General features: G+C 46.2%; 39 protein-coding genes. 37 read left to right on the top strand and 2 right to left on the bottom strand.

Annotated features, from left to right (window positions below):
* Nucleotides 1-326 precede the first annotated feature (326 nt).
* The 37 genes from RHEIN_RS11390 to RHEIN_RS11215 all read left to right on the top strand — a co-directional run bounded on the left by RHEIN_RS11390 (nucleotide 327) and on the right by RHEIN_RS11215 (nucleotide 23607).
* Nucleotides 327-2066: an acyl-CoA dehydrogenase family protein gene (locus tag RHEIN_RS11390; protein ID WP_008899122.1), complete on the top strand. Its 1740-nt coding sequence runs from the start codon at nucleotides 327-329 to the stop codon at nucleotides 2064-2066.
* Nucleotides 2067-2484: 418 nt separating this feature from the next.
* Nucleotides 2485-2796: a 30S ribosomal protein S10 gene (gene rpsJ / locus RHEIN_RS11385; protein ID WP_008899121.1), complete on the top strand. Its 312-nt coding sequence runs from the start codon at nucleotides 2485-2487 to the stop codon at nucleotides 2794-2796.
* 29 nt (nucleotides 2797-2825) lie between these two features.
* Nucleotides 2826-3464, top strand: a complete 639-nt coding sequence (rplC, locus tag RHEIN_RS11380; protein ID WP_008899120.1) for a 50S ribosomal protein L3 — start codon at nucleotides 2826-2828, stop codon at nucleotides 3462-3464.
* Between the two features lie 19 nt (nucleotides 3465-3483).
* Nucleotides 3484-4089 (top strand): 50S ribosomal protein L4, encoded by a 606-nt coding sequence (rplD, locus tag RHEIN_RS11375; RefSeq protein WP_008899119.1) that lies wholly within the window; start codon nucleotides 3484-3486, stop codon nucleotides 4087-4089.
* Entirely contained in the window at nucleotides 4086-4388 is a 303-nt protein-coding gene (rplW, locus tag RHEIN_RS11370; protein WP_008899118.1) for a 50S ribosomal protein L23, read from the top strand. The genes rplD and rplW overlap by 4 nt, the downstream gene beginning before the upstream one ends.
* Nucleotides 4389-4404: 16 nt before the next feature.
* The gene (rplB, locus tag RHEIN_RS11365) at nucleotides 4405-5229 is read left to right on the top strand and encodes a 50S ribosomal protein L2 (protein ID WP_008899117.1); all 825 of its coding nucleotides are present in this window, start codon (nucleotides 4405-4407) and stop codon (nucleotides 5227-5229) included.
* A gap of 19 nt (nucleotides 5230-5248) precedes the next feature.
* Nucleotides 5249-5527 (top strand): 30S ribosomal protein S19, encoded by a 279-nt coding sequence (rpsS, locus tag RHEIN_RS11360; RefSeq protein ID WP_008899116.1) that lies wholly within the window; start codon nucleotides 5249-5251, stop codon nucleotides 5525-5527.
* Nucleotides 5528-5537: 10 nt separating this feature from the next.
* Nucleotides 5538-5870, top strand: coding sequence for a 50S ribosomal protein L22 (gene rplV / locus RHEIN_RS11355; RefSeq protein WP_008899115.1), 333 nt, complete (start codon nucleotides 5538-5540; stop codon nucleotides 5868-5870).
* 9 nt (nucleotides 5871-5879) lie between these two features.
* Nucleotides 5880-6593 (top strand): 30S ribosomal protein S3, encoded by a 714-nt coding sequence (rpsC, locus tag RHEIN_RS11350; protein ID WP_008899114.1) that lies wholly within the window; start codon nucleotides 5880-5882, stop codon nucleotides 6591-6593.
* A gap of 12 nt (nucleotides 6594-6605) precedes the next feature.
* Entirely contained in the window at nucleotides 6606-7019 is a 414-nt protein-coding gene (gene rplP, locus RHEIN_RS11345; RefSeq protein WP_008899113.1) for a 50S ribosomal protein L16, read from the top strand.
* Nucleotides 7019-7210 carry a 50S ribosomal protein L29 gene (gene rpmC / locus RHEIN_RS11340; RefSeq protein WP_008899112.1) on the top strand — a complete coding sequence of 64 codons (192 nt, stop codon included), beginning with the start codon at nucleotides 7019-7021 and terminating at the stop codon, nucleotides 7208-7210. The genes rplP and rpmC overlap by 1 nt, the downstream gene beginning before the upstream one ends.
* Nucleotides 7210-7464 carry a 30S ribosomal protein S17 gene (rpsQ, locus tag RHEIN_RS11335; RefSeq protein ID WP_008899111.1) on the top strand — a complete coding sequence of 85 codons (255 nt, stop codon included), beginning with the start codon at nucleotides 7210-7212 and terminating at the stop codon, nucleotides 7462-7464. Before rpmC ends, rpsQ begins: the two co-directional genes overlap by 1 nt.
* A 177-nt stretch (nucleotides 7465-7641) precedes the next feature.
* Nucleotides 7642-8010, top strand: a complete 369-nt coding sequence (gene rplN / locus RHEIN_RS11330) for a 50S ribosomal protein L14 (RefSeq protein ID WP_008899110.1) — start codon at nucleotides 7642-7644, stop codon at nucleotides 8008-8010.
* Between the two features lie 9 nt (nucleotides 8011-8019).
* Nucleotides 8020-8334 carry a 50S ribosomal protein L24 gene (rplX, locus tag RHEIN_RS11325; protein ID WP_008899109.1) on the top strand — a complete coding sequence of 105 codons (315 nt, stop codon included), beginning with the start codon at nucleotides 8020-8022 and terminating at the stop codon, nucleotides 8332-8334.
* 19 nt (nucleotides 8335-8353) lie between these two features.
* Entirely contained in the window at nucleotides 8354-8893 is a 540-nt protein-coding gene (rplE, locus tag RHEIN_RS11320) for a 50S ribosomal protein L5 (protein WP_008899108.1), read from the top strand.
* An 11-nt stretch (nucleotides 8894-8904) separates the two neighbouring features.
* Nucleotides 8905-9210 carry a 30S ribosomal protein S14 gene (gene rpsN, locus RHEIN_RS11315; RefSeq protein WP_008899107.1) on the top strand — a complete coding sequence of 102 codons (306 nt, stop codon included), beginning with the start codon at nucleotides 8905-8907 and terminating at the stop codon, nucleotides 9208-9210.
* A 20-nt stretch (nucleotides 9211-9230) separates the two neighbouring features.
* On the top strand, nucleotides 9231-9623 hold the full coding sequence (gene rpsH / locus RHEIN_RS11310) for a 30S ribosomal protein S8 (RefSeq protein WP_008899106.1): 393 nt from the start codon (nucleotides 9231-9233) through the stop codon (nucleotides 9621-9623).
* Between the two features lie 12 nt (nucleotides 9624-9635).
* Nucleotides 9636-10169, top strand: coding sequence for a 50S ribosomal protein L6 (gene rplF / locus RHEIN_RS11305; RefSeq protein WP_008899105.1), 534 nt, complete (start codon nucleotides 9636-9638; stop codon nucleotides 10167-10169).
* Between the two features lie 9 nt (nucleotides 10170-10178).
* The gene (gene rplR / locus RHEIN_RS11300) at nucleotides 10179-10529 is read left to right on the top strand and encodes a 50S ribosomal protein L18 (protein WP_008899104.1); all 351 of its coding nucleotides are present in this window, start codon (nucleotides 10179-10181) and stop codon (nucleotides 10527-10529) included.
* Nucleotides 10530-10538: 9 nt separating this feature from the next.
* Entirely contained in the window at nucleotides 10539-11042 is a 504-nt protein-coding gene (rpsE, locus tag RHEIN_RS11295; RefSeq protein ID WP_008899103.1) for a 30S ribosomal protein S5, read from the top strand.
* 6 nt (nucleotides 11043-11048) lie between these two features.
* A complete protein-coding gene (rpmD, locus tag RHEIN_RS11290; RefSeq protein WP_008899102.1) occupies nucleotides 11049-11231 on the top strand; it encodes a 50S ribosomal protein L30 in 183 nt (60 codons plus the stop codon).
* A 3-nt stretch (nucleotides 11232-11234) separates the two neighbouring features.
* Nucleotides 11235-11669 carry a 50S ribosomal protein L15 gene (gene rplO, locus RHEIN_RS11285; RefSeq protein WP_008899101.1) on the top strand — a complete coding sequence of 145 codons (435 nt, stop codon included), beginning with the start codon at nucleotides 11235-11237 and terminating at the stop codon, nucleotides 11667-11669.
* Between the two features lie 15 nt (nucleotides 11670-11684).
* Nucleotides 11685-13013: a preprotein translocase subunit SecY gene (gene secY / locus RHEIN_RS11280; protein ID WP_008899100.1), complete on the top strand. Its 1329-nt coding sequence runs from the start codon at nucleotides 11685-11687 to the stop codon at nucleotides 13011-13013.
* Nucleotides 13014-13035: 22 nt separating this feature from the next.
* Nucleotides 13036-13149, top strand: a complete 114-nt coding sequence (gene rpmJ / locus RHEIN_RS20695; RefSeq protein WP_082335860.1) for a 50S ribosomal protein L36 — start codon at nucleotides 13036-13038, stop codon at nucleotides 13147-13149.
* A gap of 136 nt (nucleotides 13150-13285) precedes the next feature.
* On the top strand, nucleotides 13286-13642 hold the full coding sequence (gene rpsM / locus RHEIN_RS11275) for a 30S ribosomal protein S13 (RefSeq protein ID WP_040555062.1): 357 nt from the start codon (nucleotides 13286-13288) through the stop codon (nucleotides 13640-13642).
* Nucleotides 13643-13655: 13 nt separating this feature from the next.
* Complete coding sequence (rpsK, locus tag RHEIN_RS11270; RefSeq protein WP_008899098.1) at nucleotides 13656-14045, top strand: 30S ribosomal protein S11; 390 nt, start codon at nucleotides 13656-13658, stop codon at nucleotides 14043-14045.
* A 31-nt stretch (nucleotides 14046-14076) separates the two neighbouring features.
* Nucleotides 14077-14697, top strand: coding sequence for a 30S ribosomal protein S4 (gene rpsD, locus RHEIN_RS11265; RefSeq protein WP_008899097.1), 621 nt, complete (start codon nucleotides 14077-14079; stop codon nucleotides 14695-14697).
* A 27-nt stretch (nucleotides 14698-14724) separates the two neighbouring features.
* Nucleotides 14725-15714 (top strand): DNA-directed RNA polymerase subunit alpha, encoded by a 990-nt coding sequence (locus RHEIN_RS11260; protein WP_008899096.1) that lies wholly within the window; start codon nucleotides 14725-14727, stop codon nucleotides 15712-15714.
* A gap of 39 nt (nucleotides 15715-15753) precedes the next feature.
* Nucleotides 15754-16158: a 50S ribosomal protein L17 gene (rplQ, locus tag RHEIN_RS11255; protein ID WP_008899095.1), complete on the top strand. Its 405-nt coding sequence runs from the start codon at nucleotides 15754-15756 to the stop codon at nucleotides 16156-16158.
* Nucleotides 16159-16903: 745 nt separating this feature from the next.
* Nucleotides 16904-19519: a TonB-dependent receptor plug domain-containing protein gene (locus RHEIN_RS11250; protein ID WP_008899094.1), complete on the top strand. Its 2616-nt coding sequence runs from the start codon at nucleotides 16904-16906 to the stop codon at nucleotides 19517-19519.
* Nucleotides 19520-19671: 152 nt separating this feature from the next.
* Nucleotides 19672-19920 (top strand): hypothetical protein, encoded by a 249-nt coding sequence (locus RHEIN_RS11245; RefSeq protein WP_008899093.1) that lies wholly within the window; start codon nucleotides 19672-19674, stop codon nucleotides 19918-19920.
* A 2-nt stretch (nucleotides 19921-19922) separates the two neighbouring features.
* Complete coding sequence (locus tag RHEIN_RS11240) at nucleotides 19923-20219, top strand: cell division protein ZapA (protein WP_008899092.1); 297 nt, start codon at nucleotides 19923-19925, stop codon at nucleotides 20217-20219.
* Between the two features lie 281 nt (nucleotides 20220-20500).
* Nucleotides 20501-21457: a CsgG/HfaB family protein gene (locus tag RHEIN_RS11235; protein ID WP_008899091.1), complete on the top strand. Its 957-nt coding sequence runs from the start codon at nucleotides 20501-20503 to the stop codon at nucleotides 21455-21457.
* Nucleotides 21458-21461: 4 nt separating this feature from the next.
* On the top strand, nucleotides 21462-21779 hold the full coding sequence (locus RHEIN_RS11230; protein ID WP_008899090.1) for a hypothetical protein: 318 nt from the start codon (nucleotides 21462-21464) through the stop codon (nucleotides 21777-21779).
* Nucleotides 21776-22138 carry a DUF4810 domain-containing protein gene (locus RHEIN_RS11225; protein ID WP_008899089.1) on the top strand — a complete coding sequence of 121 codons (363 nt, stop codon included), beginning with the start codon at nucleotides 21776-21778 and terminating at the stop codon, nucleotides 22136-22138. Before RHEIN_RS11230 ends, RHEIN_RS11225 begins: the two co-directional genes overlap by 4 nt.
* A gap of 4 nt (nucleotides 22139-22142) precedes the next feature.
* Nucleotides 22143-22823: a GNA1162 family protein gene (locus RHEIN_RS11220; protein ID WP_008899088.1), complete on the top strand. Its 681-nt coding sequence runs from the start codon at nucleotides 22143-22145 to the stop codon at nucleotides 22821-22823.
* A 217-nt stretch (nucleotides 22824-23040) separates the two neighbouring features.
* On the top strand, nucleotides 23041-23607 hold the full coding sequence (locus RHEIN_RS11215; RefSeq protein WP_008899087.1) for a hypothetical protein: 567 nt from the start codon (nucleotides 23041-23043) through the stop codon (nucleotides 23605-23607).
* A gap of 38 nt (nucleotides 23608-23645) precedes the next feature.
* Here RHEIN_RS11215 and RHEIN_RS11210 read toward each other — a convergent pair whose 3' ends face one another.
* The gene (locus tag RHEIN_RS11210) at nucleotides 23646-24185 is read right to left on the bottom strand and encodes a hypothetical protein (RefSeq protein ID WP_008899086.1); all 540 of its coding nucleotides are present in this window, start codon (nucleotides 24183-24185) and stop codon (nucleotides 23646-23648) included.
* Between the two features lie 64 nt (nucleotides 24186-24249).
* Nucleotides 24250-26166: a S9 family peptidase gene (locus tag RHEIN_RS11205; RefSeq protein WP_008899085.1), complete on the bottom strand. Its 1917-nt coding sequence runs from the start codon at nucleotides 26164-26166 to the stop codon at nucleotides 24250-24252.
* Nucleotides 26167-26194 lie beyond the last annotated feature (28 nt).

Below are 26194 nucleotides of genomic sequence, written 5' to 3'. Positions count from 1 at the left end.
CCTTCGGGGCCTTTTTTATTGATTCCAATCCATGGAATCAACCCTGCCGGGCCATCGTCGCTGCGCTCCGATGTTAAAAAAACAGCAGGACAGCTGTTTTTCAAAGCTTTATCTGCCGTAGGCGAATATCATGGACGATATGAGTGAAAATTGTTCCAGACAATTTTTTTATTTCCCCACTGTAGTAAATGAAATGCTGTCGTCACGCCACGTATACAAACCAAATCATGATGTCTGTCAGTAATTCAAACGTTTGTTTGAATTTGCCTGGTGAACATGCTAGAACTAACTCATCCGACCATTAGGGGTTTTTAAGGAGAGTTATTGTGAGTCACTACCAGGCGCCGCTGGCCGATATGTCTTTTCAATTATTTGATGTTTGGCAAGTTCAACAATTCTGGCAACAACAAGCTGAGTTAGCTGAATTGATAGATGCCGATACTGCCGCTGCCATTTTAGAAGAAGCTGCAAAAATTACCGCCGAAAAAATCGCCCCTTTAGCTGCTGCTGCCGACGAGCAAGGTGTGTCTTGTGTTGCTGGCGAAGTGACAACCCCTGCTCATTATAAAGAATGCTATCAGTTGCTGTGTGAAGGTGGCTGGACTGGTTTGTCTGGCGATCCTGAATATGGTGGCATGGGCATGCCAAAAAGTTTGTCGGGTTTGTACGATGAAATGATGTGTAGTGCTGATATCGCTTTTTCCTTATACCCTGGGCTTACATCAGGTGCTTGCGTGGCCTTATTACAACATGCCGATGATGCAACCAAAGCTTTATATTTGCCAAAGTTATACAGCGGAGAATGGTCCGGCACTATGTGTCTGACAGAATCTCATTCTGGTTCTGACTTAGGCATTATGCGCAGCAAAGCCGAACCAGTGGGTGATGGTAGCTACCGCATCAGCGGAGAAAAAATCTTTATCACTGCAGGCGAACACGACCTGACAGAAAATATCATTCATCTGGTACTGGCTAAATTGCCGGACGCTCCGGCTGGCAGCCGTGGTATCTCTTTATTCTTAGTACCTAAGTTTAAAGTCGATGCCAGTGGCAACTTGGGCGAGCGTAATAGTCTGATCTGTAGTTCAGTTGAGCATAAGATGGGTATTCATGGTTCAGCCACTTGTGTGATTAACTTTGACGGCGCCGAAGGCTACCTGATTGGTGAGCCACATAAAGGTCTGGCTTGTATGTTCACCATGATGAACTATGAACGTCTGGCTATGGGCAGTCAGGGCTTAGGTGCTGCAGAGCGCGCTTACCAGAATGCTCTTGCCTATGCCAATGACCGTCTGCAAGGCAGAACAGTGACTAAAGATGGTAATAAAGCCGATCCTCTTATTGGTCATCCTGATGTCAAACGTATGCTGCTGAATATCAGCAGTATCAATGAAGCGGGCAGGGCCTTTAGTGTTTATGTCGGGCATCTGTTGGATCAGGCCAAGTTTGGTCAGGATACTAAAGCGCAAGCCCGAGCGAATTTACTGACTCCCGTTACTAAAGCTTTTATGACGGACAGAGGACTGGATGCTTGTGTAACAGCCCAACAGGTATTTGGTGGTCATGGTTATATCCGCGAATGGGGTATGGAGCAGTTAGTGCGTGATGTGCGTATTGCTCAGATTTATGAAGGCACTAACGGTATTCAGGCCGCCGACTTTATGTTGCGTAAAGTAGCATCGGATCAAGGTGCTGTAGTGTTAGATCTGATACGTGAGTTAACCGCAGTATTATCAGGTTCAGCAACAAAACAAATTGCTTCAGCAGCAGAGCGTTTTGAATCCGCAACCCAATCTTTATTAGATCGGGGTAAAACCCAACCTGAATTATTGTCCTGGGTAGCGAACGACTATCTGGATTTAACTGGTTATCTGCTTTACGCCTTTATGTGGGACAAGATGGAAGCTGCGTTAGATACCGGAAAACACAGCGAAGATTTTATCCAGTCGAAGCAACTCAAAGCGAAGTATTACTACAGCAGAGTCTTGCCTCGTATCGAAAGCCTGTTCAGCCTGATTGAGCAGTTCCCTTCAGAGCTATCTTCAGCAGAACCAAAGCTGTTCTGATTTTACCCTAAGTAATTGGAGTTGCAGCGAGGCGACAAGTGATAGAGACCCCAGGAGCATAGTAGTCCTATGTGCAATTGGATCGAAGCGAGAACTCGCAGGTCATGCTAACAATTATATGCCGCAAACTACTGGGGCGAGAGCGCTTAGTCAACAAAGCTGCGGCTTCAAGTACGACGGGTAAAGCCTCTGCTGTTTAATTATTCAGCAGGGGTTGTCTTTCTCAATCAGTTGAGTATAATGCGCGGCCAGCCATAATTTTGGCAGGCGGTTAACCAGCAATTGAATTGGTTAACGACAACAGTGCTCCCGATTGGGGAGCAAACGTTACATTGGTGCAGGGGCATTCTTCCATTTATTGATGGGTCAGAAAGCTTCTGTTTTATTTTGCTCTTTTTGCTCTTTGAGGCTTTGGTTTATGAGTAATCAAAGGATTCGCATCCGTCTGAAAGCGTTCGATCACCGTTTGATCGATCAGTCAACTATGGAAATCGTTGACACAGCTAAGCGTACGGGCGCGCAGGTTCGTGGTCCTATCCCACTTCCGACTCGCCAGGAACGTTTCACTGTATTGATTTCTCCTCACGTGAATAAAGATGCACGTGACCAGTACGAAATCCGTACCCACAAGCGTTTAATCGACATCGTTGAACCAACAGAAAAGACTGTTGATGCTCTGATGCGTTTAGATCTGCCTGCTGGCGTTGACGTTCAAATCAGCCTGGGCTAATCAGACAGGTTTTTAGAGAGGTTTAGGATATGGCTATCGGTCTAATCGGTCGTAAAGTGGGCATGACTCGCATCTTCACTGAAGATGGCGTATCAATCCCAGTAACCGTAATCGAAGCAACACCAAACCGCGTTACTGCCATCAAAACGCAAGACGTTCATGGCTATAGCGCATTGCAAGTGACTGCTGGCACAGTGAAGGCTTCTCGCCTGAACAAACCAGACGCTGGTCAGTTTGCAAAAGCTGGTGTTGAAGCTGGTCGTGGTCTGTGGGAATTCCGCCTGCAAGATAACGAAGGTGCTGACATCACTGTTGGTAGCGAGATTACTGTTGAAGTTTTCGCAGAGACGAAAAAAGTTGATGTCGTCGGTACATCAAAAGGTAAAGGTTTTGCCGGTACTGTAAAGCGCTGGAATTTCCGTACTCAGGATATGACTCACGGTAACTCTTTATCTCACCGTGCACCAGGTTCGATTGGTCAAAACCAATCACCAGGTAAAGTATTCAAAGGTAAAAAAATGGCCGGACACATGGGTGCCGAGCGTGTAACAGTCCAGTCTCTGGAAGTTGTACGTGTAGACGCAGCACGCAACATCCTGTTAGTGAAGGGCGCTGTCCCTGGTGCTATCGGTGGTGATGTGATTGTTAAACCTGCTGTCAAAGGCTAACGTCTGGAGGAGATGAGTGATGGAATTAGCATTAAGAGACGCTAAAGGCGTTCTTGAAGTTTCCGAAGCTACCTTTGGACGTGAGTTCAACGAAGCATTGGTACACCAGGTAGTAGTTGCGTATGCAGCTGGTGCCCGTCAAGGTACACGTGCTCAACTGACACGTTCAGAAGTACGCGGTGGCGGTAAGAAGCCATGGCGCCAGAAGGGTACAGGTCGTGCCCGTGCTGGTACAATCCGTAGCCCAATATGGCGTGGCGGTGGTGTGACGTTTGCGGCTAAGCCACAAGATCACAGCCAAAAAGTAAACAGAAAGATGTATCGTGGCGCGATCATGAGCATTTTGTCTGAATTAGTTCGTCAAGAACGTTTAATCGTAGTTGAAAACTTTGTTGTTGAAACTCCGAAAACGAAAGAACTAACAGCTAAGTTAAAAGCGATGGAACTGAAAGACGTTTTAATCGTGACTGACGAAGTTGACGAAAACCTGTTCTTATCTGCACGCAACCTGTACAAGGTTGACGTACGTGATGTTCACGGTATCGACCCAGTCAGCTTAATCGCCTTCGACAAAGTTGTAATGACTGCTGCTGCAGTTAAACAAATCGAGGAGATGCTAGCATGATCCGTGAAGAACGTTTACTGAAAGTGATTCTGGCTCCGCACGTGTCTGAAAAGAGCACCATTGCGGCAGAAACCAACAACACTATCGTGTTCAAAGTAGCTACTACTGCTACTAAAGCTGACATCAAAGCTGCTGTTCAAAAATTATTTGAAGTAGAAGTTGTTGGTGTTCGCACTGTTAACGTTAAGGGTAAGACTAAGCGCACTGGTATGCGTACTGGTCAACGTAGCGATTGGAAAAAAGCTTACGTTACTCTTAAGGAAGGCAGCGAACTTGATTTTGTTGGCGGCGCTGAGTAATTAGAGGAGTTAGGAAATGGCACTTGTAAAGTGTAAACCTACGTCACCTGGTCGTCGTCACGTCTTAAAAGTCGTGAACCCTGACCTGCACAAAGGCAAGCCTTACGCTCCTTTGTTAGAGAAGAATACTAAAACTGGTGGTCGTAACAACCACGGTCGTATTACTACTCGCCATATCGGTGGTGGTCATAAGCAACACTACCGTCTGGTTGATTTTAAACGTAATAAAGATGGTATCCCTGCTAAAGTTGAGCGTCTGGAATACGATCCAAACCGTACTGCTAACATCGCTCTGGTGTTGTATGCAGACGGCGAGCGTCGTTACATCCTGGCACCAAAAGGCTTAAAAGCGGGTGATACAGTACAGTCAGGCTTAGATTCACCAATTAAATCTGGTAATACTATGCCACTGCGCAACATCCCAGTGGGCCAAATCGTCCACAACGTCGAATTGAAGCCTGGTAAAGGCGGCCAATTAATGCGTTCAGCTGGTGCATTTGCCCAGATCCTGGCGCGTGACGGCGCGTACGTTACTCTGCGTTTACGCAGCGGTGAAATGCGCAAAGTTCTGGCTGACTGCCGTGCAACTATCGGCGAGATCGGCAACGCCGAACACATGCTGCGTCAATACGGTAAAGCCGGTGCGATGCGTTGGCGCGGTGTCCGCCCAACAGTGCGTGGTGTGGTAATGAACCCGGTTGACCACCCTCACGGTGGTGGTGAAGGTAAAACTTCAGGTGGACGTCACCCTGTTACTCCATGGGGCGTTCCGACCAAAGGTTACAAAACCCGTTCGAACAAGCGTACTGACAAGTTCATTGTCCGTCGTCGTGACAAATAATTTAATGTGAGGAATTGCCATGCCACGTTCTCTCAAGAAAGGTCCATTTATCGACCTTCACTTGTTGAAGAAGGTAGAGAAAGCGTTGGAAAGCGGTGAAAAGAAACCAATTAAGACTTGGAGCCGTCGTTCAATGATCATTCCACAAATGATCGGTTTGACCATCGCTGTCCATAATGGTCGTCAGCATGTACCAGTACTTGTCTCGGAAGAGATGGTTGGTCACAAGTTAGGTGAGTTCTCACCTACTCGTACTTACCGTGGTCACGCAGCCGACAAAAAGGCCAAGAAGCGCTAAGGGGTAAATAATGGAAGCATTAGCTAAACACAAATTTGCCCGTTCTTCTGCACAGAAAGCTCGTTTGGTCGCTGACCAAATCCGTGGTCTGTCAGTTGATAAGGCGTTGAATGTTTTAACTTACAGCCCTAAAAAAGCGGCTGATTTAGTTAAAAAGGTTCTTTTATCAGCCATTGCGAACGCAGAACACAACGAAGGTGCCGATATCGACACTTTAAAAGTGAAAACTGTGTTTGTTGACGAAGGTCCGTCAATGAAGCGGATTAAGCCACGTGCCAAAGGCCGTGCTGACCGTATCGTCAAGCGTACCAGCCACATTACTGTGGTTGTAGCTGATAACTAGGAGTGAGAAATGGGACAGAAAGTACATCCTACTGGTATTCGCCTAGGTATCACTAAGCCTTGGAGCTCAACCTGGTACGCGAATACAAAAGACTTCCCGGACTTCCTGGTTGGTGACTTTAAAGTTCGTCAGTATCTGACAAAAGAACTGAAAGCCGCTTCAGTAAGCCGGATCGATATTGAACGTCCTGCGAAAAGCATCCGTGTGACTATTCACACTGCTCGTCCAGGCGTGATCATCGGTAAAAAAGGTGAAGACGTTGAGAAACTGCGCAAAGCCGTAGCGACTATCGCTGGTGTGCCTGCTCAGATCAATATTTCTGAGATCCGTAAGCCGGAATTAGATGCCAAATTAGTTGCTGATTCAATCAGCAGCCAGCTGGAACGCCGTGTAATGTTCCGTCGCGCTATGAAGCGTGCGGTACAGAACGCCATGCGTTTAGGCGCTAAAGGTATCAAAGTTCAGGTCAGTGGCCGTTTAGGCGGTGCTGAGATTGCTCGTGATGAATGGTATCGTGAAGGCCGTGTGCCACTGCACACTCTGCGTGCTGACATCGATTACTCAACATCAGAAGCTTTAACTACTTACGGTATCATTGGTGTGAAAGTTTGGATTTTCAAAGGCGAGATCTTAGGAGCTATGCCATTGAACAACAACGCGAACGCCAACAACGACAAACAGCCTAAGGCGCCGAAAAAACCGGCTCCTCGCAAGGCTAAGTAGGAGTATTGAGCGATGTTGCAACCAAAACGTACTAAATTTCGTAAAGTGCACAAAGGACGTAACCGTGGCTTAGCGCTGGTAGGCGATAAAGTCAGCTTCGGTACTTATGCACTTAAAGCAGTTGAACGTGGTCAAATGACTTCACGTCAAATCGAATCTGCACGTCGTGCCATGACTCGTGCCGTTAAACGTGTTGGTAAAATCTGGATCCGCGTGTTCCCGGACAAACCAATGACGGAAAAACCACTCGAAGTTCGTATGGGTAGTGGTAAAGGTAGCGTGGAATATTGGGTTTGCCAGATTAAACCTGGCAAAGTCCTGTATGAAATGGACGGTGTGTCGGAAGAACTGGCACGTCATGCGTTTACGCTGGCAGCTGCCAAGCTTCCATTTAAGACAACCTTTGTAACGCGGACGGTATTGTAATGAAAGCAAGCGAACTGAAAGTAAAAAGCGTTGAAGAGTTAAACGCTGAATTACTGGGCTTATTACGTGAGCAGTTCAACCTGCGCATGCAAGCAGCTACAGGTCAGCTGGCTCAGACTCATTTGTTAAAGCAAGTGCGTCGCGATATCGCGCGTGTTAAGACTATCTTAACCGAGAAGGCAGGTGCCTAATGAGCGAAATAAACACCCGTACCCTGCAAGGTAAAGTGATCAGCAACAAAATGGACAAGTCTATTACTGTTGCTATCGAACGTAACGTGAAGCACCCAATCTATGGGAAATTCATCACACGTACTACCAAACTGCACGTACATGACGAAGCAAACCAGTGTAAAGAAGGCGACATCGTGACTATTCGCGAATGTCGTCCTCTGTCCAAGACGAAGTCATGGACTCTGGTTTCCGTTGTCGAATCTGCATCTTAATGAATTAAGATGTAAGCGAAAACGGCCCCTCCGGGGCCGTTTTTTTCTCGTTCGACTAAAGGCTACCATTTGTACAAAAGTGCTGTTATAATCACGCGCCCTTTTGTTGGGGGTAGTTTATAGTCGAAAGCAGCGTAACCCGAGAGGGTTATAGTAGTGGAATAGCGGAGCACTAAGATGATCCAGATGCAATCTATGCTGGAAGTCGCAGACAACAGCGGCGCGCGCAGCGTAATGTGTATTAAGGTCTTAGGTGGTTCGCATCGCCGTTATGCAGCAATTGGTGACGTTATCAAGATCACCGTTAAGGAAGCAATTCCTCGCGGTAAGGTCAAAAAAGGTGACGTTCTGAATGCTGTGGTGGTGCGTACACGCAAAGGCGTACGCCGTCAGGACGGGTCAGTAATCCGTTTTGATCGCAATGCAGCAGTGCTGTTAAACAGCAAGCTGGAACCGATCGGTACACGTATTTTTGGACCGGTAACGCGCGAACTTCGTGGCGATAAGTTCATGAAGATCGTTTCCCTGGCCCCAGAAGTACTGTAAGGAGTCACAATGGCTAATAAAATCCGTCGTGATGATGAGGTTGTTGTTCTTACTGGTAAGGACAAAGGCAAAACTGGCAAGGTTCTGAAAGTGTTAGTTGCTGAAGACCGTGTGTATGTTTCTGGCATTAATTTTGTCAAGAAACACCAGAAGCCAATCCCAGCGTTGAACACCCCAGGTGGCATCGTTGAGAAAGAAGCCTCAATTCACGTTTCAAATGTAGCGATCTTCAATCCAAAAACTGGAAAGGCTGATCGTGTAGGTTTCCGTTTTGAAGATGGCAAGAAAGTTCGCTTCTTCAAATCGAATAACGAAGTAATTTAATTGCTATTGGAGTAATACGATGGCGAAACTGCATGAAATTTATAAAGACACCGTAGTTCCAGAACTGTTTAAACAGTTCGGCTACACGAGCGTCATGCAAGTCCCTCGGATTGTTAAAATCACACTGAACATGGGTGTGGGTGAAGCAGTAGCTGATAAGAAGATCCTTGATAACGCAGTAGCAGATTTAACTGCTATCTCTGGCCAAAAGCCATTGGTTACCAAGGCTCGTAAATCAGTAGCTGGTTTCAAAATCCGTGAAGGCTACCCTATTGGTGCAAAAGTTACACTGCGTGGCGAACGTATGTGGGATTTCTTCGAGCGTTTAGTATCTATTGCTATTCCTCGTATCCGCGATTTCCGCGGTGTGAATCCTAAGTCGTTTGACGGCCGTGGTAACTACAGCATGGGCGTTCGTGAGCAAATCATATTCCCTGAAATCGATTACGATAAAGTAGATGCGGTACGTGGTTTAGATATCACTATCACTACTACTGCTCGTACTGATGATGAAGGGCGTGCATTACTTGCCGCGTTTAACTTCCCATTCAAGAAATAAGGTGTAGGGTCATGGCAAAACAATCATCAAAAGCGCGTGAAGCAAAGCGCGCAGTACTGGTAGCCAAATACGCTGAGCAACGTCATGCACTGAGAGATCTGATTGCAAATCCGACGACTTCTGACGAAGACCGTTGGGCAGCAGTTCTGAAGTTGCAGTCGTTACCGCGTGATTCAAGCCCTTCGCGTCAACGTAATCGTTGTCGTGTAACAGGTCGTCCTCACGGTTACCTTCGTAAATTCGGCATGAGCCGGATCAAGGTACGTGAAGCAGCGATGCGCGGTGAAATTCCTGGCCTTCGTAAGGCTAGCTGGTAAGAATCACGGGAGTAACAGCTATGAGCATGCAAGATCCAGTAGCGGATATGTTTACTCGCATCCGCAACGGCCAAGCTGCCAAAAAGTTTGCGGTTAAGATGCCATCTTCAAAAATGAAGGTTGCCATCGCGAAAGTATTAAAAGACGAAGGTTACATCGAAGATTTCGTTGTATCTGCTGATGTTAAGGCAGAGTTGGAAGTTACATTAAAGTATTTCCAGGGCAAATCAGTAATTGAGACTATCGATCGAGTTAGCCGTCCAGGTCTGCGTATCTATAAGAAACGCGGCGAGTTACCAAAAGTAATGGGTGGTTTAGGTGTAGCTATTGTTTCTACATCTAAAGGGCTAATGACTGACCGTGCCGCGCGCAAGGTTGGAATCGGTGGTGAAATCATCGGCTATGTAGCGTAACGGAGGGTAACTATGTCTCGTGTTGCTAAGACCCCCGTCACGGTTCCTGCAGGTGTAACAATTACACTGAATGGCCAAAACCTGACAGTAAAGGGTAAAAATGGCGAGTTAACGTTGAACGTTAACCCTGCAGTCGAAGTTGTTATTGAAGGTAACGTACTTCGTACTAATCCTCGTGACGGCATCGCAAACGCTGACGCACAAGCGGGTACCGCTCGCGCGTTGATCAACAATTTAGTGACTGGCGTAACCGAAGGTTACACTCAGAAACTGGAATTGGTTGGTGTTGGTTACCGTGCAAAAGCAGAAGGCAAGGTATTAAACCTGAGCTTAGGCTTTTCTCACCCGGTGGCTTTCGAGGTACCAGCTGGTATCACGATCGAAACCCCTTCTCAAACAGAAGTGTTGGTGAAAGGTTCTGACAAGCAATTAGTTGGTCAAGTTGCTGCAAACATCCGCGCGTACCGTAAACCAGAGCCTTACAAAGGCAAAGGTGTTCGCTACGCTAACGAAAACGTGCGTCGTAAAGAAGCGAAGAAAAAGTAGGGTAGGACGATGGATAAGAAACTTGCTCGTCTGCGCCGCGCTAAACGCGTTCGCAGAACAATTATCGAACAAGGTGCGAACCGCTTGGTTGTACATCGTACACCACGTCACATTTACGCCCAGCTTATCGCACCAAATGCTGAAGTGATTGCTGCTGCTTCCACAGTTGAAGCAACAATCCGTGAATCATTGAAGTACACCGGTAATGTCGATGCTGCTAAAGCTGTAGGTAAAGCGATTGCTGAACGTGCAGTGGCTAAAGGCATCAGTAAATGTGCTTTTGACCGTAGCGGTTTCCAGTATCACGGGCGTGTACAGGCATTAGCTGATGCGGCGCGTGAAGCCGGTCTTCAATTCTAGGAGTAGATCATGGCTAACGTAGAAGCTAAACAACAATCTGATTTACAAGAGAAGCTGGTTGCTGTTAACCGTGTTTCCAAAGTTGTTAAAGGTGGCCGGATTTTCTCCTTCACCGCTTTAACAGTAGTGGGTGACGGTAATGGTCGTATCGGTTTCGGTTACGGTAAAGCGCGCGAAGTACCAGCTGCTATTCAAAAAGCAATGGAAAAAGCTCGTCGTAACATGACTCAAGTTGAGTTAAACGGTAACACTCTTCACCACCCGGTAAAAGGTATTCACGCTGGTTCCAACGTGTATATGCAACCGGCGTCTGAAGGTACTGGTATTATCGCCGGTGGTGCAATGCGCGCAGTGTTAGAAGTAGCAGGTGTACAGAACGTTCTGTCTAAATGCTACGGCTCAACCAACCCAATCAACGTAGTTCGCGCTACTATCAACGCCCTGTCAGCGATCAAATCGCCTGCTCAGGTTGCTGCGAAGCGTGGCTTACGCGTTGACGACATTCTGGGGTAATTCGCCATGTCTAAAAAGACTGTAACAGTAACCCAAATTAAGTCAGGCATCGGTCGTTTACCGAAGCATAAAGCGACTTTAGTTGGTTTAGGCTTACGCCGTATCGGTCACACTGTAACACTGGAAGATACACCTTCAGTGCGCGGTATGATCAACACTGTGTATTACATGGTTAAAGTGGAGGAGTAATAAATGTTTTTAAATACGTTATCTCCTGCACCAGGTGCTAAAAAAGAGAAACGCCGTTTAGGTCGTGGTATCGGTTCTGGCTTAGGCAAGACTGGTGGCCGTGGTCACAAAGGTTTAAAATCTCGCTCAGGTGGTAAAGTACGTCCAGGTTTCGAAGGCGGTCAAATGCCTCTGAAACAACGTCTGCCTAAGTTCGGTTTTACATCACGTAAAGGCTTAGTATCTGCTGAAGTTCGTTTACACGAGCTGGCAGCCGTAGCTGGTGATGTAGCTGATTTAGCAAGCCTGATGGAAGCTAATATCATTTCTCGTATCGTTAAGTTCGCTAAAGTTGTGTTGTCAGGCGAGATCACTCGTCCAATAACAGTTAAAGGCTTAAGCGTTACTAAAGGTGCGCGTGCTGCGATTGAAGCCGCTGGCGGCAAAGTCGAAGAATAATAAGGATAGTACGCGATGGCAAAACCAGGTTCGGATACAAAAAGTGCAAAAGGCGGTTTCAGCGAGCTGAAAACCCGTCTGTTGTTCGTACTTTTGGCCATAATCGTATTTCGATTAGGCTCATTTGTGCCAATTCCTGGAATTGACGCCGCCGTGCTGGCTCAATTATTCGAGCAACAAAAAGGCACCATCGTTGAAATGTTTAACATGTTCAGCGGTGGCGCCCTTGAGCGTGCATCTGTATTTGCACTTGGCATTATGCCTTACATTTCTGCTTCTATTATTGTTCAGCTGTTAACCGTGGTTCACCCCACGCTGGCTGAATTGAAGAAGGAAGGCGAGGCAGGCAAGCGTAAAATCAATCAGTATACACGTTACGGTACCTTAGGATTGGCAATAGTCCAGGCGATCGGTATTTCTACCGGCTTGCCAAATCTGATGCCAGGTTTAGTAGTAAACCCTGGTATTGGCTTTACAATCACTGCTGTGATCAGTTTAGTTACCGGCACCATGTTTTTAATGTGGTTAGGTGAGCAAATTACTGAACGTGGCATTGGTAATGGTATTTCGTTGCTGATTTTCACCGGTATTGTTGCTGGCTTCCCGTCTGCCATTGGCCAGACGATTGAGCAGGCACGTCAAGGCGATTTGCACTTTTTGCTTTTATTAGCGATTGGAGCCATTGTTGTGGCCGTTACCTGGTTCGTGGTTTTCTTCGAACGTGGTCAACGTCGCATTGTGGTTAATTACGCCAAACGCCAACAAGGCCGTCAGGTATTTGCTGCTCAAAGCAGTCACTTACCACTGAAGGTCAACATGGCTGGTGTAATACCACCAATCTTTGCTTCAAGCATAATCCTGTTCCCTGGTACAATTGCCAGTTGGTTTGGGTCAGGCGAAGGTATGGTTGCTAACTTCCTGCAGGAAGTTGCATTAACCCTATCTCCGGGTCAGCCGCTGTATATGGTTTTATATGCTGCTGCGATCATCTTTTTCTGTTTCTTCTATACTGCGTTGGTGTTTAACCCACGTGATACAGCAGACAACCTGAAAAAGTCTGGTGCCTTCATCCCTGGTATTCGTCCTGGTGAGCAGACATCTAAATACATTGATAAAGTAATGACACGTTTAACCTTAGCTGGCGCGGCGTATATCACCTTTATCTGTTTGGTTCCTGAGTTCATGATGGTTGCATGGAATGTGCAATTTTACTTCGGCGGTACATCTTTACTGATTATCGTAGTCGTTATTATGGACTTTATGGCACAGGTACAAACCCATCTGATGTCTCATCAGTATGAGTCGGTACTTAAAAAGGCAAATCTTAAGGGCTACGGCCGTTAAGGTAATTTTGCGGAGTTAAGTCATGAAAGTACGAGCTTCCGTTAAGAAGATCTGCCGTAACTGCAAAGTTATCAAGCGCAACAATGTTGTGCGTGTAATTTGTGTAGAGCCTAAGCACAAGCAACGTCAAGGCTAACAGCAGAAAAAAATTATAGGTCAGGGCTAGACTTTTTTGTCTAGCCCCGACTTATTGTTGCAATATGGCCGCCGTTTGAGTATCCTTACGGGCTTTTCAAATCGGCACCCTTTTAATCTTTTATAGGAGAACGTTAGTGGCCCGTATCGCTGGCATTAACATCCCCGATAATAAACATGCTGTCATCTCTTTGACGTATGTTTTTGGTATCGGTAAAACCCGCTCTAAAGCTATTTTAGCTGCAGTGGGAATTGAAGAAACTCGCAAAATCTCTTCTTTGTCTGACGCAGAGCTTGACTCTCTTCGTGACGAAGTAGGTAAGTACACTGTTGAAGGTGACTTACGTCGTGAGATTACATTAAACATTAAACGTTTAATGGACCTGGGTTGTTACCGTGGTTTACGCCACCGTCGTAGTCTGCCTGTTCGTGGTCAGCGCACTAAAACTAATGCGCGTACCCGCAAGGGCCCACGCAAAGCTATTAAGAAATAGGACGGGGTAAAACATGGCTAAAGCACCAGTTCGTACTCGTAAAAGAGTAAAAAAGCAAGTTTCTGACGGTATGGCTCATATCCATGCCTCTTTCAACAACACCATCGTCACGATCACTGATCGCCAGGGTAACGCTCTTTGCTGGGCAACTGCTGGTGGTTCTGGTTTCCGTGGTTCGCGTAAGTCTACGCCGTTCGCTGCACAGGTTGCTGCTGAGCGTGCTGGTACTGCCGCGTTAGAATATGGTCTGAAGAACCTTGAAGTGTTTGTAAACGGTCCAGGCCCAGGCCGCGAATCAGCGATTCGTGCTCTGAACGCAGCTGGCTACCGCATTACAAATATCACCGACGTGACGCCAATTCCACACAATGGTTGCCGTCCACCGAAAAAACGTCGCGTGTAACAAGCGCTTCTAGGATTATTGGAGAAAGAAGATGGCAAGATATTTGGGTCCTAAGCTCAAGTTAAGTCGTCGCGAAGGAACAGATTTGTTCCTGAAAAGCGGCGTTAGAGCAATTGATTCAAAGTGTAATTTAACTACTGCTCCTGGTCAGCACGGCGCTCGTCGCGGTCGTTTATCAGACTACGGTTTACAATTACGCGAAAAACAAAAAGTACGTCGTATTTATGGCGTATTAGAGAAGCAGTTCCGTAACTATTACAAAGAAGCTGCTCGTTTGAAAGGTAACACTGGCGAAAACTTACTTCAGTTACTTGAAGGCCGTTTAGACAACGTGGTTTATCGCATGGGTTTAGCTAGCACGCGTGCAGAAGCACGTCAGTTAGTTAGCCACAAAGCTATTATGATTAATGGCGCTGTGGTAAACATCCCATCTTACGCTGTGTCACCTGATCAAGTCATCGCTGTTCGTGAGAAAGCGAAGAAGCAAGCACGTATCGTTGCTGCTTTAGAGATTTCTGAACAACGCGAAAAACCAACTTGGATCGAAGTCGATACCAAGAAAATGGAAGGCGTTTTCAAACGTGTTCCAGAGCGTTCAGACTTGTCTGCAGACATCAACGAACAGTTAATCGTCGAGCTTTACTCTAAGTAGTAGGGCGTTTTCTTAAGAGAGGATAAAATGCAGGGTTCTGTCACCGAATTCCTTAAGCCGAGATTAGTTGGTATCGAAAAAATCAACCCAACTCGTGCCAAAGTTACTTTGGAACCACTTGAGCGCGGTTTCGGGCATACCTTGGGCAACGCGTTGCGTCGTATTTTACTTTCGTCTATGCCAGGTTGTGCAGTGACTGAAGTAGAGATCGACGGCGTTCTTCATGAGTACAGCGCCAAAGAAGGTGTTCAGGAAGATATCATTGATATTTTACTGAACCTGAAAGGTTTAGCCGTCCGCTTGGAAGACAAAGACGAAGTCACTCTGACTTTAACTAAGAAAGGTGCTGGCCCTGTAACTGCTGGTGATATCCAGCGTGGTGACGGTGTAGTGATCGTTAACCCAGAGCACGTAATATGCAACCTGACTGGCGAAACTGAATTCAGTATGCGCCTGAAAGTTGAACGTGGTCGTGGTTATGTTCCTGCTTCGGCCCGCGTATCCTCAGAGGATGACGAACGTCCAATTGGTCGTCTGTTACTGGACGCATCTTTCAGCCCGGTAGAGCGTATAGCCTACTCAGTTGAAGCTGCTCGTGTAGAACAGCGTACTGACCTGGACAAACTAGTTATCGACATGGAAACCAATGGCACAGTAGAGCCAGAGGAAGCAATTCGTCGTGCTGCGACTATTTTAGCTGAACAGCTGGAATTCTTCGTAGAATTACGCGACAAGAGCGAGCCAGAAAAACGTGAAGAGAAGCCGGAGTTTGATCCGATTCTGTTACGTCCGGTCGATGATTTAGAATTAACAGTTCGTTCTGCTAACTGCTTAAAAGCAGAGCAGATACAGTACATCGGTGATCTGGTACAACGTACTGAGGTTGAGTTGCTGAAAACGCCAAACCTTGGTAAAAAGTCGCTTACCGAAATCAAAGACGTGTTGGCTTCACGCGGTTTATCCTTAGGCATGCGCCTGGAAAACTGGCCGCCAGCAAGTTTGGTAAATAAAGACTAACCAGATTCCAGTTCCTGGTTTAGTAAGAAGGAATAGATCATGCGCCATCGTAAGAGTGGTCGTCAGTTAAACCGGAACAGCAGTCACCGTACTGCAATGTTCCGCAACATGGCTAGCTCGTTGGTGAAGCACGAAATCATCAAAACGACTCTGCCAAAAGCAAAAGAGTTACGTCGCGTAATCGAACCTCTGATTACACTGGCGAAAAATGATAGCGTTGCAAACCGCCGTTTAGCTTTTGCTCGTACACGTGATAAAGAAGTAGTTGGTTTGTTATTTAACGTGTTAGGTCCACGTTATAACGCCCGTCCAGGTGGTTACACTCGTATTCTGAAGTGTGGCTTCCGTGCTGGCGACAACGCACCAATGGCTTACATCGAGTTAGTAGACCGTCCAGAAGTGGCCGGCGCTGCATTACCAGCTGAAGAAACAGCAGCTGAGTAAGTAAGACTCCAAATAAAAAGGTCAGCGCAAGCTGGCCTTTTTTTTGTGCGCAAGGCATGGCGCATAGCTCCTGGACGCGCGCTATCTGTTGACTATGGTGCCGACATCCTGATGTAGATAGATGAACCGCCGTATGCGTAACCGCAGCTACGGTGGTGTGAGAGGACTGCTGGAGTGATCCAACTTCCAGCCCGTTCTGTTATTTTCGCTTTTCCCCGCCAGCAGTGTTTTTTAAAGCCAAAAATAACTTCATTCATATTTTATATAGCTATATGGAATAAAGAATCAGCAGAAATAACTTTGTCTCCTGCATGAATTTCAGTAAAATGCGCCAAACCATCTGGACGTCTAAACGTTTGTTTGGTGTTTAATCTGCTGCTCTGCACTTCACAGATCCAAAGTAGAAGTATGGGCGTCAGATTCATTATTTAGCTGTAATTCAGGCAAATCAGTCCGCTGGATGCCGAATGTTGTAAAGGTAAAATCCTATGTTCATCAGTTCACATCGCTTCTGTGCTTCATTTGCTCATGCGCTTGCCGCCGCACTACTGCGTTGTCGTCGAATGCCTCATTTCTCAGCTCGTCCTTTGATGCGCTGCTAAGTCTTTTGCGCTTCTGCCGCTTCTTGTCAGTCGCATAAGGCGCCGCGGTTTAACCGCATCATTCAACTTTTTATACAAAATTAATGGGTCTGGTCAGGCGTTCAATCCGCTCTGGCACAGCTTTACCCACATTTGAGGTTCTTATGTTAAAAACAACTCCTTCTGGCTTTGCGCCTAAACTTAGCCTGCTGGCTCTGGCTATCTCCGCTTTTACTCCTGCACTGGCGGATGAAAGCAAAGTGGAACGTATTCAGGTCACAGGTTCATTGATTAAAAGAGTACAACAGGAAAATGCCACTCCTTTGCTGCAAGTGACGGCGGAAGATATTAAAGCCAGTGGCAAAGTTACCCTAACGGATGTATTACGTGACTTAACAGTGAACTCAGGTAACAGTTTTGATGAACAATACACAGGCAGTTTTTCTGCAGGGTCTGCCTCTATTGGCTTACGTGGTTTAAGCCCAAAAAATACCCTGGTACTGGTGAATGGTCAGCGTGTTTCTAATTATGGTTTTGCGCTCAATACTCAGGATACCTTTGTTGATTTAAATGCTTTGCCGTTAAGCGCTGTGGCACGAATTGAAGTGTTAAAAGACGGCGCTTCCTCTGTCTACGGTTCCGACGCCATAGCTGGAGTGGTTAATATTATTCTGAAAAAGAATGTGCAGGACACAGAGCTGAAAGCTTCTACCGGAGCCGCTACTCAAGGTGGTTTAGAGCAGCGTGCTTTGGGTTTAGTCACAGGCAGAGGTGATTTGAGTCAGGATGGTTATAACCTGAGCTTAACTCTGGACTGGTTTGACAGAGAGCGCTTAAATGCCAGCGACAGGGACTTACTCAACAGCGGTGATTTCCGTCATTTACCAGGTGGTAAATTATCCGGCTGGAGTAGTCTGGGTGCTAACAGCTTACAAAACCCGTCCGCCCCTGCAGCTTTTGACACCTGCCCTTCGGGTGCTGTAAAGCGCCCATGGACAGACTTCACTCCAGGTCGCGCCGGTGAAGTTTGTGCTTTTAATGCTCAGCCTTTTAATACTTTACAGCCTGAAGTGACACGTCGTCAGGCCTCGTTACAAGGCACTTATCAGTTGTCGGATAAGCTGCAAGCTACCACTGAAGTGCTGTATAGCTACAACGACTCGGCAATGATTTTTGGCTCGCCTTTAACAGTAGGCCCGGGTTTACGGGCTTATGATCCAGTCAACAGCACTTTGACCGATATCACTGTGGCTTTACCTGTAGGTCATCCGGATAACTCAACCAATTCCGCTTTGCCTTTTGAGTACACTTTGTTCGATTTAGGCCCCCGGCTAAAAGAAAACAAACAAATCTTCAGTCGTGTGCTGGCGGGGTTACGTTATCAGGGCGATGAATGGGATTTACAGCTGAATGCACTGCAATCGAGCAGTCATCAGCGTGAATATGTCGATAACTTCGTTAATCGTTTTACCTTTGAGCAGGTGTTGCAGGACGGCAGTTACCGTTTTGATGGCCGTGAAAATTCGGCTGAAGTGCTGGATGAATTACGGCTGCAAACCAGACGTCCCGGCACTTATCATTTAAGCTCATTGAACGCCAGCGCCAGCACAGTGTTAACAGAGCTTGAGCATGGCCCGCTGGCTTTTGCCGCAGGTGTGGATGTGCGCCGCGAAAAGATGGACGCTGGTACTTCGCCTGAAGTTTTGTCTGGAACCGAGTTGCGTCCTGCTATTAATCTGGTTAAAGGTGAGCGTGAAATTCAAGCTGCTTTTGTTGAGTTCAGTGTTCCGCTGCTACAGGATTTAACCGCCAGTCTGGCAGGGCGTTCAGATCATTACGACGACTTTGGCAGTGCCTTTTCACCCAAAGTGGGCGTGCATTATGTGCTGGCCGAAGACTGGTTAGTGCGTGCATCCTGGTCGAAAGGCTTCCGTGCGCCGTCTTTGCCTGAAATAGCCAACAGCAACACCATCAGTTATGGCACTGTGATTGACCCCAATGATCCGATTGAACCTGGTGTGCGCCGTGGTTTTACTCAGCTTCGCACTGGTAACCCCGAGTTGCAGCCTGAGCGCTCGAAAAACATTAATACTGGCGTGATCTGGTCTTTTACTCAGCAAGGCAGCATTGGTCTGGATTGGTTCCGGATTGAACAGGAACAGATCATAGGGGCAGATAATGCCCAGTTTATTGTCAACAATCCTGCTGTGTATGCTGACCGGATTAAGCGTGATGCACAGGGCCGTTTGCAGATTGTCAGCAATCAATACAACAATCAGGGCAGCAGAACCACCTCTGGTATAGACGTTGATTTTAACTACAGATGGCAGCCAGTTGCAGATCAGTCGCTGGCCTTTAAATCGGTCTGGTCACGCTTAATCAGTTACAAACAAGCTTTAGTGGCAGGCCAGGCTGAAATTAATGGTGCGGGTACTAACCAGTTCGGTGCTTTGCCACAGTGGAAAAATAGCACCAGTCTGAACTGGTCAGTGGCGGATTGGCGCAGCAGTCTGATCAGTAGCTATAGCAGCAGTTACGAGCAAAAAATTGCAACTCAAAGCAGTAACCCTGGTTTGCAAGCCAAAGTTGCCAGTTACACCCAACTGGATGCTCAGGTCAGTTATCTGGGCATAGCCAATACTGAGCTGGCGTTATCTATAGGCAACTTAACAGACAGAGACCCGCCTTTTGATCCTGCTGCTGGTGGCGATTATTTTGATACCAGTTTGTATAACCATAAAGGCCGGACCTGGACGCTCAGCGCCAGTTATCAGTTTTAAATCATTGCGTAAAACTTCAGGGGCTGTATCATGCAGCCCTTTTTCGTTGTATGCACAGGGCATTCAGTTGTGGTTCAACTCTTCAGCTTTATTCTATGTGCTGCGTATTTATCCACTCCATCTTCAACCCACTAATGCATTAAGGGAATTTTATGTTTGACGCCGAATTTAGCAAGTTAGAGCAGTTAATTCAGAAATTAATTTCACAAAACCAACAGCTAACAGCCCAGGTACAACAACTGGATCAACGAGAGCAGCAGTTGCAGCAGGAACTGAAAAAAAACACAGATCAGTTGGAAACCCTGCAGCTACACGCCATGGAATCTGACGATCAGAAACAAAGGACGCAGCAAAAATTGCAGCAACTGACTCAGTTGTTTGAACAACAATTGTCAGCCTGAAGATGTTAAAGCAGCCTTTAGTGGTCGAACAGAAAGTAGTGATAGCTGGTCGTGAGTACTGGCTGCGCTGCCCTATGAAGGAACAAGCCGAACTGCAGGAAGCGGCGCGGCTGCTGAACACTAAAATTGCACAAGTAAGGCAAGGTGCCGGTCATCTGTCGATGGAACAAAGCATAGTACTGGCCGCTTTAAGCCTGGGCCAGCAACTGGTTACTCAGCAAAATCCTGCCGCAGACGAAACAAAACAACGGCTGGCGAAGTTATTAGGTGTTCTTGAGTCTCATACAGCCGGGCATTAGTCTGGCTATACCCCTTCTACTTACCTCTTTTAGCGGCAATTGTTACTAAAGCTTCATTTCGATATTTATTTCTTGCTATATCTTTCAAACAACACAAGTTTTAGTTAGAGTTCATTTAGTTTTATTCAAATGTTTTTATTTGGGTAGGCCATGGCTTAGCTATAACTTCTGCGATTTAATGGATTAAATCTTTCTTTATCCTGCCTTTTGCGTTGTTATCTATCCTTACATATTGAATTCCCTGAACCATTCAGGAATCTATAAAAATTCATGAGGAAATGATGAAAAAACAAGTACTTCCTATCGCGCTGCTTAGTCTGGTTAGTTTAACCGCCTGTACTTCAGCAACACGCGGTACTGTTAATTCTTTGCCTGCCACTGGGCCAACTGTAAGTCCAGTGCTTGCCCAGGCCCCGGAGTTGTCATTAAAACGAGTAGTGGCCATAGCTCGTTTTTCGGATGAAACAAAAAGAGGTAACGCTTTTTTGTTGGATCAGAGTGGCGATCGCTTAGGGAAGCAAGCATCAGATATTCTTGCAACACGCCTGACTGAAACTAATAAATTCATCATGCTTGAACGTGCTGATTTGGACAAAGTGATTAGTGAAAATGCATTTAAAGGTGAACAAATCCAAACCGCCGGTTCAGATTATTTGATTGTTGGTTCTGTGTCTGAATTTGGCCGCTCAACGAATAGTGAAGTGGGAGTGTTTAGCCGTAACAAAATTCAAACGGCTACAGCTACTGTCAATGTTCGTTTAATCAATACAAAAACCGGGCAGATCATGTATTCAGAAGAAGCGACAGGAGAAGCCAGAGTTGAGGCAAACTCAGTCATGGGTGTCGGTGAACGCGCCGCCTATGATACGTCGATCAATGACAAAGCATTGTCTGCCGCTATTTCGAAGCTGGTTAGCAATATTTCTGAGAATCTGCTGGATTCACCTTGGCAAGCCTATTTAGTCAGTAAACAAGGCAGCCAGTTTTTGATGACTGGTGGTTCCGCGCAGGGCATCAAAGTGAACGATACTTTTGACGTCGTGAGCCCAGGTCAGCAAGTTAAAAATCCACAAACAGGTATGCTGATCAGTTTGCCTGGACAGAAAGTTGCCACTTTACGTGTCACTGGTTTTGTTGGACAAGGCAATGATGAATTGTCAGTTTGCGAACTGGTTTCAGGTGCGCTGAGTGAACAGAACATCAGCACAGTAGTTGTGCGTGAAGAAGGGAAGGTGTAGTTAAATGAAATATTTGATTTGTCTGGTTTTTTCTTTGTTGCTTTCGGCTTGTAGCGCGGGGTTTTCAGAAGTAAAACAAGTGGACGATAAAGCCTATTTGCAATTGAGTGGCAATATTCAGGGAACTACATTGGTTTTGAACAATAGCACCACAGTTCAGTTGGATACTGCGGATACCTTTAGTCTGGATGGAGAGACAGTGGCAAAATTTGATCTGAGTGTGGGCAGTCATCAGATTGAAATCAGCAGAGGCCAGCAGGTTTTAGTGAAAAGAAAAATTTATGTCACCAACGGCAATGTATTTGAGGTAAGAGTTCCATGAAAGACTTTCTGCAAAAAGCTTTGATTTTAGTTTGTGTCGTTGGTGTATCGGCATGTGCCAGCACGAACAAATCGATTTATCACTGGGGTGACTATTCCGAAACAGCTTACGACTATAAACATGAACCTTCAGATGAGACTCGTGAGAAGCATAAAAAAGCACTTCTGGCTATTATCGCAAATGCAGCCAAAGCAAATAAGAAAATACCACCGGGCATTTATGCTGAGCTGGCCACACTGGAACTTCAGGTGAACAATCTGAATGAAGCTCAGGCCTATTTATTGCAGGAAAAAGCGTTGTTTCCTGAATCGGCGCATTTAGTCGATACGATGTTAAACAAACTGAACAAGGCGGGCTGATCCGATGATAACTCCATTTAAAACTATGTTGGTATTGGCTGCTTTAGTATTGTCTGGCTGTGCAACGCAAAAAATTGTCAGCAAGCAAGAAGCTTTTCCTAAGATGTATGATGTTGCGCCATTGTCTGTATTGGTTGTACCCGCGATCAATAAATCAACAGCTGCTGATGCCCCCGATCTGTATTCCACAACTATTGCTCAGCCTTTGGCCGAAGCTGGCTATTATGTCATGCCAATTCCGTTGGCTACTCTGATGTTACAACAGGAAGGCATCATAGATGGTGCTCAGTTACGTGATGTAAGCCCGGATAAATTCAAGCAATTGTTTGGTGCTGATGCAGTGCTTTTTGTCACTATTAATCAATGGGATACTAACTACTACGTGACGGGTGGAAATGTCACTGTAGGTGCTGAGTTTGATTTGGTTTCTACAGAGTCTGCTGAGTCTTTGTGGAATTACCGCAATGTCGTGGTAATCAATACCTCAGGTAATAGTGGTAATTTATTAGCAGATATTATCAGCACAGCCATTACTACTGCCACTACAGATTATGTGCCTATTGCCCGCATGGTGAATTCCTCAGTTATCAATACTTTACCTGTAGGTAAATATCATTCCCGCCACAAACAGGATGGTATGGATCAATCTGTGAATACCGCATTGTCGGCAAAAGCCGCACAATAACTCAAAAGCAGTCTTTTAAAATGGCCTCAAATGAGGCCTTTTTTTTTGCGACTTCATGTTGTTATTCTTCGCATCAGGGCATAACAACTATATAGTTTTCTTTTTGTTCTGGTGGTTAAGTTTTGGTTCAGTCGGCTTTGGCAAACTAAATAATAGTATGCATACCAGCTCTTGGTCGGTGGCAACAAAACTTGATTAACTCTAAAGGAACGAAGTTATGATGCAATTTAAAGCTTTGCTGACTGCCGCTGTTGCAGTTGTAGTCTTGGGCGCCTGCAGTTCAACTGCTGACGATCAGCAAAAATATGCGCAGCTTTACAAAGAATCACCGCAAAAAGTGATGATTGTGGTGCATGGTGGTGAGGCTGTGCCTGTTGAGCTGGTTGAGGCTTTTGCTAAAGAAGTGCCGGAAGTCGTGACGGATCATGGGTTTGTGGTGGTTGATGCAACACAGCGGCAACTGACCGAGGTACCAGCATTAACTGATGTGGATGCTGTGCTTTATGTGGATATTCAGCGTTGGAGCAAAGATGCCTCAGCTATTATTGCCGCAGAGTCGGTGCTGGAATTGGAGTTTAAATTAGTTTCGGCCAAGTCCGATCAGAACTTGTGGCGTCATCAGGACACACACACTAAAACCCATTTGTATCTGGGTGGCGACGTTGTGTCGGAATTGATCCATCGTGCATTTTTTGAGGCTTCAACAGCCTATGAAAATCGCGCCAGTGCAGTGACGAAAAAAGCGTTTTCAGATTTCCCGGAAGTGCTGGCTGCGCGTCTTTAGTCTAACAGTAAGGTCAGAGTCCTGGACTCTGCCCCGACTTACTTGCAAGGCTGGCTTTTGCTGTTGATATCACAAATATGGATTTGGTTGGTGTAATCCAGCCATAAATCCCATTCGGTTTGCAAAGGTAAGCTGCGCCATACTTTGTTAAATACATAGAGTGATTCTTTACCCGCTATGGATTTATGCAAAATTTTGGAATAAGCGCCACTTTTGCTTTTACATTCGGACACCCAGACCAAAGCAGGGTAACCATTGACCGGCTCTTCGCTTAAAATCTGACTGTCAAATAACTCGTCGCAATTACGCTGGCCTTGCTGATCATCAATGGTTTTGGTTTTCATCAGGTCGCTGTTGGGCTGTTGTTCAAACACAAAACTTTGCACATAGTTTTCTGAATCAACCGACTGCCAGCGCATCTCTGTGACATTTTCCATCTCTTTTGGATTGCTTTGGCTGACTGTCCATTCGCCTTCAGGCAAAGGCATAGGTTGCTGCAACCGCTCGGTGTAACGCGGTATGGCACAGGCGGTCAATAACATGCTGCTGATCAAAACAAAGCTGAAGTTGGTTTTCATAGGGCTCAAATTATTTATCATCAATGGGAGCAGAACTGTTATCTGCTCCCTGTTGTTTCGAATGCTACAGGTATTTTTGTAAAAAGGCTAAATAAGCCTCTTGCGCCTTAATACGGTTTTCTTTTTTCATAAAACCATGGCCTTCATCCGGAAATAATACATAGTCGACCGGCACATTCTGAGCGCGAATAGCGGCGACCATTTCATCACTTTCTACCTGCAGTACTCGCGGATCATTGGCCCCTTGCACCACCAATACTGGCTTTTTCACTTTGTCGCCATGGAATACAGGGGAGATACGGCGTAAACGTTCGCCATCGACAGCCGGGTCGCCCAGCTCTGCATACAATGACTCACGGAAAGACTCCCACCATGGTGGAATACTTTCTAAAGTGCGCACCCAGTTGGTTACACCAAAGATATTAATGCCGACTTTAAACTCATCGGTAAAAGCCATAGCAGCCATTGTCAGATAACCACCGTAGCTGCCACCCATAACACCAATACGGTCTGCTGCCACCCAGTCCAGCGATTGCAGGTATTTTTTACCGTACACTATGTCCTGCAAATCATCTTCGCCGTGTTTTAAATCATCCAGATGGAAAAAGGTTTTGCCATAACCGCTGGAACCTCTGTTATTGACCGATAACACGGCATAACCCTGATTAACCAGATGCTGAATGACGGGGCTGTAGCCTGTGCGCGACTGACCACCAGGACCACCATGGATCCAAATCAGGGCAGGAACTTTAGTACTGTTGCTGGCTTGTTTAGGTTTATACAGCAAGGCAGGTATAGCCAGGTCGTCAAAGCTTGGGTAACGCACCACTTCACTTTTCACCAGTACGCTTTCATCTATGGCTTTATCCAATGCCTGAGTTAAACGTTCTGCTTTGGGTTCTGACAGTTTCCAGACAAATAAATTAGAAGGGCTGTTGTCGGCGTTGACGTAAAAACTCAGGTACTGGCTGTCATCCGAAAAGGTGACGCCCCGTAAATCACCTGCAGGTAATTCAGGCAGTTGCAGGGCTTTGCCTGTGCTTTGGTCTGTGATGCTGATTTTGGTCGAAGAGTCGGCGTTGACCGCTTCTACTTTGTATTTATTATCTTTGCTAAAACCAATGTACATAATGTCCCAGTCGGCTTTGCTGTAAGGCTGCACTGCTTTTTCAGCAATGTTGTAGGCGAAAGCTTCACTGAATTCTGATGTTTCGTTGGAGCTGAAAATCAGCTGGTTATTGTCACGGCTAAAGCCATAAACACCATGAGATACATTGCCCTGATGTGGTGTGATATGCACAGGTGTTTTGTCGGCGCTTTGCAAATCAACTAAATACAGGTTGTTGTCGGCATTGGTGCGCTCTTTCGATAAGGCGATATAGCGGCCGTTATCACTTAAAGCACCAATGTCATAACCTTCGTTATTCTGATACACCAAAGTGCGCTGATAGTCTGAGCTGTTGTAACTGTAAAGGTCAAAAAACTTCGGATCCCGTTCGTTACTCATCACCCAGAATTGGTTGTCCTCTGTCCAGCCAATAAACTCGGCTTTATGTTTATCACCCGGGGTTAAATCTTTGACTGTGCCATCCAGTTCACGCACGTATAAATGGTGCAGCTCGTTGCCACCCTGATCGGCGCGATAGAGGACGCGGTCATCCTGCGGAAACCAGCCCACAGGTAAAATAGATTCAGTAGTTGAAGTGGTCAGTGGCGTCCAGGTTTTACCGTCCAGACTGACTTTGTACAGGTTAAATACACCAGTCTCATCAGATGCCACTAACAGCGCATCGGCTTTGTGGTTAATGTCATTACCCATATAAGACTTGGTGGCATAAAACTGAGTTGGGCTATAACCAGGAATGGCTTTGGCCTCAACCTCAGTTTCTGCCACAGCTGTGTCGGTTTTCGGTGTTTTATCGCAGGCACTGAGCAGTAAAACACTGACTAATGCCGCCAGATAAAGTGGGGTATGCTTCATACAAAATCCTTGTTTTAAGTTATGTTTC

It is taken from the genome of Rheinheimera sp. A13L (assembly GCF_000217935.1).
GTDB lineage: Bacteria > Pseudomonadota > Gammaproteobacteria > Enterobacterales > Alteromonadaceae > Pararheinheimera.
This window is presented reverse-complemented; position numbering and strand designations above follow the sequence as displayed.